This is a genomic window from Petrotoga halophila DSM 16923 (assembly GCF_002924615.1).
This window is the reverse complement of the sequence record NZ_JALY01000299.1, coordinates 1-8,227: the sequence shown is the minus strand read 5'-3', so window position 1 is coordinate 8,227 and position 8,227 is coordinate 1. Positions and strand designations below refer to the sequence as shown.

Here is an 8,227-nt window from a genome sequence, read left to right as displayed (position 1 = left end):
AATTCTATTTTTACTTTTTTTGTTAGAATAATTTCGAATCTCAATTAGTGAAAGAAATAACAACTATAATTTTGGGTGTTAAAAAATATTTGTTATTCTTTTTTAAGTGTACTTCGTGAACTATTTAACAAGAAAAAAGGGGGGTGAAGTTTAAATATTTAACTAAGGTTTTGGTAAAACCCATCTTTTAGTAATTCAAAACTTTTGTTTTAAAAATGCCTTTAGACGGGAGGAAAAAGTATGACTAAAACAGTAGAAAAGGTTCTTGGTTTGTTAAGTTTTGCACTAATTCTCATTCTTGGAAACACACTTTTAGCAACAGATATGCTTTTTTTTAGACTTTTGATAGGAGTAGGTTTTGGATACACCTTAGCTAGAGCTTATACCGGATTTGCTGGAAGTGTTAATAGGGCTTATAGAACAGGATCTACTCAACTCATGCGTGCTATGATATTCATGTTTTTTATAACCTCTTTGATGATCATGGGATTTTTGTTTAATTCAGATCCAACTAATTACAGCCTTTGGATAAATCCAATTAATTTTGGTTTACTGCTGGGAGCCTTTCTTTTTGGTTTTGGTATGTCTCTGTCCGTTTGTTGTGCTACAGGTGTGCTTACCGACTTAACTATGGGATTTACAAGAGCTTTGATAACGTTGATATTTTTTGGAATAGGTGTTTTTCTAGGATTTCCTATTCAAAGAACGGCTGGATGGGTTACCAATTCCTGGATTACATCTCCAACTGGAGCTAAGTTCAATGGAGGTGTTTTTCTACCGGATTTATTCAAATGGGACGGTTTTCAAGGTTATTTGGGAGCTATCTTATTGTTAGCAATATTTTCCTCCATAGTGATTTTTACATCTTACCAATATGAAAAAAAGAGAAGGAAGGAAAAAACTTATTTTGGAGTTCCTTCGGAAAAGGAACAAGAAAGCAGAAAAAAATTAGATCTTTCTAATTTCAAATTTTTTAGTCAAGAAACTTATAATCATATATTTGTGAAACCTTGGACTTTAACTGAAGGTGCAGTAGTTTTAAGCATACTTTTTGTTCTATTGTTTGGAGTTACAAAGGCTGGTTGGGGAGCTTCTACTCCACATGGGGTGCTAATAGGCAAAGTACTAATGGTTTTTGGTGTTTCTGGAGAAGCTCTTGCTGAGTTTACAAAAATGCCTGCTGCTACCTTTGCTACACCTTTTTTTCAAAATCCATCGTTAGTTCAAAACTTTGGAATAGTAGTAGGAGCGCTAACTTATCTTCTATCAGCAGGTAAATTTGTTGAGTCTTTTAAATCAGAGTTGCGTGTAACTGGAAAAGAAGCCTTTTTATACTCATTGGGCGGTATTTTAATGGGATTCGGAACTCGTTTTGCCAATGGTTGTAACGTTGGGGCATTATACAGCCCTATAGCCGAATTTTCATTATCTGGTTGGATATTTTTGGCTTTCATGATTTTAGGTGCTGTGGTTAGCAATAAGATATTTTATAAGATACCATCAAAAACAGATTTTAAAGTGAATAAGGATTAATACTATAGTTATAAACTTTTTAGAAAAAAAGAAGATTTATTGTCACAATAACATTTATTCTTTGTCAACTAAAGGAGGACTTTAAAATGGGTAAACGAATACTTATAGTTGGAGGAGTTGCTGGAGGTGCCTCAGTAGCAGCACGAGCAAGAAGGCTTGATGAATCTGCTGAAATAATAATGTTTGAAAGAGGACCTCATGTTTCCTTCTCCAATTGTGCCTTACCATTTCACTTAAGTGGTATGGTAGAAAATAGTGATGATTTAGTTTTGATGACACCAGAACAATTTAAAAAACAGTATAACATCGAAGCAAGGGTTAACAGTGAAGTCATAAAAATTGTAAGAGATGAAAAGAAAGTCGTTGTTAGAAATACGAAAACGGAAGAAGAATACGAAGAGCATTATGACAAATTGGTTCTTTCTCCAGGGGCAAAACCAATTCTTCCAAAAAGTATTGAAGGAATAGATAGAACAAATGTATTTACAGTCAGAAACGTAGTAGATATAGTTAAAATTAAAGATTACATAGAAAAAAACAACATAAAAGATGTGGCAGTAGTTGGAGGAGGTTATATTGGAATTGAAGTTGCAGAAAATCTTAAATTAGCGGGTTATAACGTTCATTTGATAGAAGCATTAGATCAAGTAATGCAACCTTTTGACTACGATATGGTTCAGATCTTACATAAAGAGTTATACGATAACGGTGTAAACCTTATTTTAAGCGATTCTGTAATCAAAATCTTTGATGATTATGTAGAACTAAAATCCGGCAAAAAAGTAAATGCTGGAGCTGTTATAATGGCTGTAGGAGTATGCCCTGAAACCTCTTTGGCAAAAGAGGCCGGTTTGGAAATAGGTGAAACAGGTGGGATTAAAGTAGATCATAACTACAGAACAAGTGATGATGATATCTATGCTGTCGGAGATGCCATAGAAACTTACTGTGCTTTATCGTGTAAACCCTTAAGACTACCTCTTGCTGGTCCTGCCCAAAGGCAAGCAAGGGCTGCAGCAGATCATATTTATAATATACCTCATATAAATAAAGGTGCGATTGGGTCATCGGTTGTGAAAGTTTTCAATTTAAATGCGGCTGCCACAGGATTCAATGAAAAAAAAGCTAAAGCTAATGGTATTCCTTACGACTTTGTTTATATCATTCCTCAGGATAAAGTCGGCTTAATGCCGAATAGTTATCAGCTACATTTAAAGTTGATATACGAAGTTCCTACTGGAAGAATACTTGGAGCACAAGCGATTAGCAAAGGGGATGCTGTTAAACGAATCGATGTGATAGCCACACTAATTCGTATGAATGGGACATTAGAAGACTTAAAAGAATTAGAACTATGTTATGCACCTCTGTTTTCCACTGCTAAAGATCCAGTTAATCATGCTGCGCTAGTTGGTTTAAATCTATTACATGGTAGATTCAGACAAGTCCCTGTATCTAAAGTTCGAGAACTTGTGGAGAATGGTTCTTTCATCATCGACTGTCGTGAAAAGGATGAATACGAAAAAGGGCATCTAAAAACCTCTGTTAATATACCGTTGAGTGAACTTAGGGATAGACTAAAGGAAATACCTAAAGATCGCCCAGTTTATATTCATTGTCGCTCTTCTCAAAGAAGTTATAATGCTGTTATGGCCCTTCAGGGAAAAGGTTTCAATAATGTTTTTAATATTTCCGGTTCATTCTTGGGTATATGCTATTATGAATATTATTTAGACCAAATCACTGGTAGAGAAAAGATAGTTACAGCCTATAACTTTGAATGATTTTATAGTTAATATGATGAAAAGTGTGTTATAATTCACAGGCCATCAAGAAAATTGATGGCCTTTCATCTGAAATATTTGTAAAAAGAGAAGGAATTGTTTGTATGAATAATAATGAATCAAACAAAAAAAACAATCACATTTTATTAACAGTATTTACGTGGTTAACGATATTTTTAACCTGGTATATTGTTACAAAACTAGAAATATTCACTCCAACTTTGCTACCTTCACCCGAAAGAGTCTGGTCAGCATTTTTAAGTTTAGCCAGAGATGGATACAACAATATTCCCTTATGGGTGCATTTAGGAACAAGTTTCAAAAGATTATTCGTTTCCTTAGCCTTTGCAATCATATTTGCTTTACCCATAGGACTTTTAAGCGGTTATTTTAAAAAAGTGGAAGCAATAATTGATTCTATCGTAGAGTTTTATAGGCCTTTACCACCTCTAGCTTATTACACGATCCTTATTTTGTGGTTTGGTATAGGAGATTTATCAAAAGAAGTTTTACTTTTTTTAGCCGCCTTTGCTCCTATATACATAGCTTGTGTTTCCGCTGTGAGAGGAATAAACCAAGATTATATATTAAGCGCAAGATCTTTGGGAGCAAATCAAATGAATGTGTTTTTTAAAATTGTGTTACCTGCATGTCTACCTGAAATATTTACAGGAATTAGAACTTCTTTTGGAGTTGCATACACAACTCTTGTTTCTTCTGAAATGGTTGCAGCTACCTCTGGTATCGGCTGGATGGTAATTGACGCTTCTAACTATTTAAAAAGCGATGTTATATTCGTCGGCATTTTTATAATGGGAATCAGTGGTGTTTTGATAGATTACGGATTACGATCTTTAGAAAGAAAATTAATTTTCTGGAAAGGTAAGGTTTAAAAGCTGGTTTCTTCTTTAGAGGAGGTGTTATGGTATATATGAAAAGTAAATTAATGAAATCTTTACTATTTTTTGCTTTAATTATAATGATAACTCTTATCTTTACAAGTTGTAATAAGGGTCAGCAAGATTTACCCAAGGAGATTAACATTGGAATTTTAAGGGTACCTAACGATGAAACAATTGCTATTGAACAAGGGCTATTTGATAAATACTTTTCTGATAAAGGTATCCAATGTAATTTTATAGTTTTTGATTCTGGAGTAGAGGCCAATCAAGCTTTTGCCTCAGGAAGTATAGATTTTGCTACTATGGGGAACATAAATTCTATCATTGCTTTTGTTAGAAACCTTGATGTAGAGTTAATTTGGATACACGAAGTCTTAGGTGATATAGAGGCTTTGGTCGTTAGAGAGAACGATGAAATAAACAGTATAAACGATCTTGTTGGTAAAAAGATAGCAACTCCTTTTGCTTCCACTAGTCATTATATTTTATTGAATATTCTCAAAGAAGCTGGAATAGAAGAAAAAGTTCAACTCCTAGATATGAAAACAACCGAGATAGTTGCTGCCTGGTCAAGAGGCGATATAGACGCTGCCTATACTTGGCAACCTTCTTTAGGTGAACTTATAGAAAATGGTGGAAGAGTTTTAATTTCCAGTGAGGATATGTTAGAAAGGGGCTATATTACAGCAAATGTTGCTTTAGTAAGTAAAAACTTTTCAGAAAAGTACCCTGATTTAGTTGTATCTTTTATAGACTGTTTGGCTGAAGCAAACGACATATATTTAAATGATCCAGAACGTGCCGCTGAGATAGTTTCAAGAAATTTAGGAATATCTCCTGAAACTGCTTTAATCCAAATGCAAGGTTCAATTTGGCTCACAAGAGAAGAAATGATCAGTCAAAAATATATGGGCACAAGTGAAAAACCAGGGAATTTTGTAAGAGTTATGAAAGATACATCGGATTTTTTAAAAGCTCAGGGTTTTATCGAAAATTCACCAAGCTTAGAAGAATTTAGCGAATATATTAATCCTTATTACATTGAAAAATCCTTAGAAAAGGATGATGAGATATAGACAATCTTTATAAAGAAACTTTGATAAAAATTGAAAATTTGAGTGTCAATTACGAAACAAAAACCGGTTTAATAGAAGCATTGAAAGGTGTTAATTTAGAATTAAAAAAAGGTGAGTTTCTTTGTATTTTAGGGCCCTCCGGTTGCGGAAAAAGTACTTTGCTAAGAGTAATAGCAGGTTTCATCCCATTAACTTCTGGAAAATGTTTGATGCATGAAAACCCTATAGAAGGGCCAGACTGGCATAGAGGAGTTGTATTTCAGTCCCCTACACTCTATCCATGGTTGACTGTTAAAGGGAACATAGAGTTTGGACCAAAAAGTAGGGGTGTACCAAAAGATAAAATCGAAGAAATTTCAAAATTCTTTATTCAAGAAGTTGATCTTACTGGTTTTGAAGAAAAATACCCTTTTGAACTTTCGGGAGGTATGAAACAGCGAGTAGCTCTTGCAAGAGTTTTAGCAAATTATCCTGAAGTTATCTTAATGGATGAACCTTTCGGATCTTTAGACGCATTTACTAGAAGCAACATGCAAAATTTGATTCGAAATATTTGGTTAGAAAATAAGTGTAGTATATTTTTCATAACCCATGACGTAGACGAAGCTTTAATGCTAGGTACAAAAGTTTTAGTTATGTCTCCCAGGCCTGGAAAAATAATAAAAGAATTCACCTTAGATTTTACTAACAAGTTGCTAACTCAAAAAGCAAAATATATACTTCATTCAGACGAATATTTTAATACAAAAAGCGAAATTTTAGATTTAATAAATTCTCAAAGTGAAATATAAAAAGATTATTCTTTTTTTGTTCTTAAGTTCTTTGCCTCATGTAAGTATACAAAATTTTGGGTGCTGCTTTCACAAATAATCAGCACCCTTATTATTTTTTTTCGAGAATCGTTAAATGAAGCTTCTTCTAAACTCATAAAAGGAACGTTATTCAGATCTAATTTCTCACGTAAAATGGTAGCAGGATTAAGACTTTTGATGTCAGGTGTTACAGAAAATATCACCGATATTATACGTGATATATCATTTTTATTCATTATTTCATTCCATAGCTCTATAACATTTTCAGTTACTTTCATTGGATGATCTTCGGTTAAAGAAGTTGCTCCCCTAATTCCAACTACCTTATATTCAGAACCCATATTATCATATCCCCCATTTACTTTTATCAAAACACCTAATTATTTAGTTTTTTGTTCCAAATCCAATTCTCGTTTAACAAATACATGTTTATAAAATTCTAATTCATCACCTTTAGTGAAATCTTCGAAATTTTCAAATTGAATTCCACATTCTTTAGGTGCTTCAATGGATTTAACTTCATCTTTATAATGTTTCAAACTCTTAATTTTCACATCGGCAACTAAACCACCATTTCTATAGATTCTAACTCCGCCATCCCTTTGAACGTAACCTTCATTTACTTGAACACCAGCAATTTTTCCTACACCTTTTATCTTGAACTCTTCTTTAATTATACCATTTCCAGTGAGCTCTTCCTTTTGAATAGGCTCTAACATACCTTCTAAAGCTTTCTTGATATCATCAATCAAGTCAAATATAATATTATACCTTCTAACTTCTATTCCTTCAGCTTCTGCCATCTTTAATGCCTTTGAATCGGCTTTTACTCTAAAGCCCAGAACAATCGCATCTGAAGCGGAAGCTAACATTATATCGCTTGTGCTTACCGGTCCTATCCCAGCGTGTATAATTTCTATATTTATTTCTGGATTTTCGAACTTTTGAATAGCGTTCCTTAAAGCTTCTATTTCTCCATAAGTACTGGCTTTTAATAGAATGTTTAATTTCTTTTTTTCTTCCTCTTCCATTTTTTGCATAATATCTTCAAGTCTTACGTGCCTTTTAGATGGACCCTTGGCTTTTTCTTCTTCTTTTTCTTTTATCTTTTCTGCTAATGTGCGAGCTTCTTCTTTTGAATCAACCACATACATAATAGAATGTGTGTTCGGAACATCATTAAAACCTAAAACTTGTACAGGAGTGGAAGGAACGGCTCTTTTTAAACTTTCTCCTCTGTCATTTATCATTCTTCTGACCCTACCATAAGTAGAACCTGAAATAAAGTCATCTCCAACTTTCAATATCCCATCTTTAATTATAACCGTTCCCAAAGGCCCCATAGCCTTATCAACCCGACTTTCTATTATCACTGCTCTAGCCTTTCCTTCAGGGATACATCTTATCTCCTGCATTTCAGCTACTAGAATTATCATTTCCAATAACTCATCGATTCCTTTACCTGTTTTTGCAGAAATTGGAATAGTTATAGTATTTCCACCCCAATCTTCTGGAATAAGATTGAGTTTAGATACCATCTGTTGTTTTGTTAATTCAATGTTGGCATTAGGTTTGTCAATTTTATTTATCGCCACTATTATAGGAACGTTGGCACTTTTTGCATGATTATAAGCCTCTATTGTTTGAGGCATCACCCCATCATCTGCCGCAATGATAAGAACAACTATATCCGTAACTTGAGCTCCTCTGGCTCTCATTTCTGTAAATGCTTCATGACCAGGGGTATCGATAAAAGTAATCTTTTGATCGTTATACTCTATCTGGTAAGCACCTATAGATTGAGTAATACCGCCTTCTTCTTTATCAGCAACATGGGTATTTCTAATTTTATCTAATAGAGTCGTTTTCCCATGATCAACGTGTCCCATAATAGTGACAACCGGTGGACGTGGAGCCAATTTGTCTTTCTCTTTTTCATAAATATCGTTCCACTTTTTGGTAAGTATGGTTTCTATATCTTCCTCTTTTCCTTCTTCTGGTTCCTTTTTTTCAATTTCAAAATTCAATATAACATTATAATTCATTGCAATCTCTTCTGCCATGGTTTTATCTAGTTTCTGACCTGGCCTTAATACTATACCTTTCATAAACATATCTTT

General features: G+C 33.8%; 7 protein-coding genes. 5 read left to right on the top strand and 2 right to left on the bottom strand.

The features are described from left to right. The first annotated feature begins 240 nt into the window (after positions 1–240). The 5 genes from AA81_RS13300 to AA81_RS13280 all read left to right on the top strand — a co-directional run bounded on the left by AA81_RS13300 (position 241) and on the right by AA81_RS13280 (position 6,086). Positions 241–1,533, top strand: coding sequence for a YeeE/YedE family protein (locus tag AA81_RS13300; RefSeq protein WP_103899299.1), 1,293 nt, complete (start codon positions 241–243; stop codon positions 1,531–1,533). Between the two features lie 86 nt (positions 1,534–1,619). Further along, positions 1,620–3,317 (top strand): FAD-dependent oxidoreductase, encoded by a 1,698-nt coding sequence (locus tag AA81_RS13295; protein ID WP_103078034.1) that lies wholly within the window; start codon positions 1,620–1,622, stop codon positions 3,315–3,317. A 104-nt stretch (positions 3,318–3,421) separates the two neighbouring features. Further along, the gene (locus tag AA81_RS13290; RefSeq protein ID WP_103078035.1) at positions 3,422–4,210 is read left to right on the top strand and encodes an ABC transporter permease; all 789 of its coding nucleotides are present in this window, start codon (positions 3,422–3,424) and stop codon (positions 4,208–4,210) included. A 38-nt stretch (positions 4,211–4,248) separates the two neighbouring features. After that, the gene (locus AA81_RS13285; RefSeq protein WP_103078063.1) at positions 4,249–5,295 is read left to right on the top strand and encodes a taurine ABC transporter substrate-binding protein; all 1,047 of its coding nucleotides are present in this window, start codon (positions 4,249–4,251) and stop codon (positions 5,293–5,295) included. Positions 5,296–5,315: 20 nt separating this feature from the next. After that, positions 5,316–6,086 (top strand): ABC transporter ATP-binding protein, encoded by a 771-nt coding sequence (locus AA81_RS13280; protein WP_211286408.1) that lies wholly within the window; start codon positions 5,316–5,318, stop codon positions 6,084–6,086. A gap of 5 nt (positions 6,087–6,091) precedes the next feature. Here AA81_RS13280 and AA81_RS13275 read toward each other — a convergent pair whose 3' ends face one another. After that, positions 6,092–6,448 carry a chorismate mutase gene (locus tag AA81_RS13275; RefSeq protein ID WP_103077472.1) on the bottom strand — a complete coding sequence of 119 codons (357 nt, stop codon included), beginning with the start codon at positions 6,446–6,448 and terminating at the stop codon, positions 6,092–6,094. Positions 6,449–6,487: 39 nt separating this feature from the next. Continuing rightward, on the bottom strand, positions 6,488–8,227 hold a 1,740-nt coding region (gene infB / locus AA81_RS13270), incomplete at its 5' end, for a translation initiation factor IF-2 (RefSeq protein WP_103899298.1).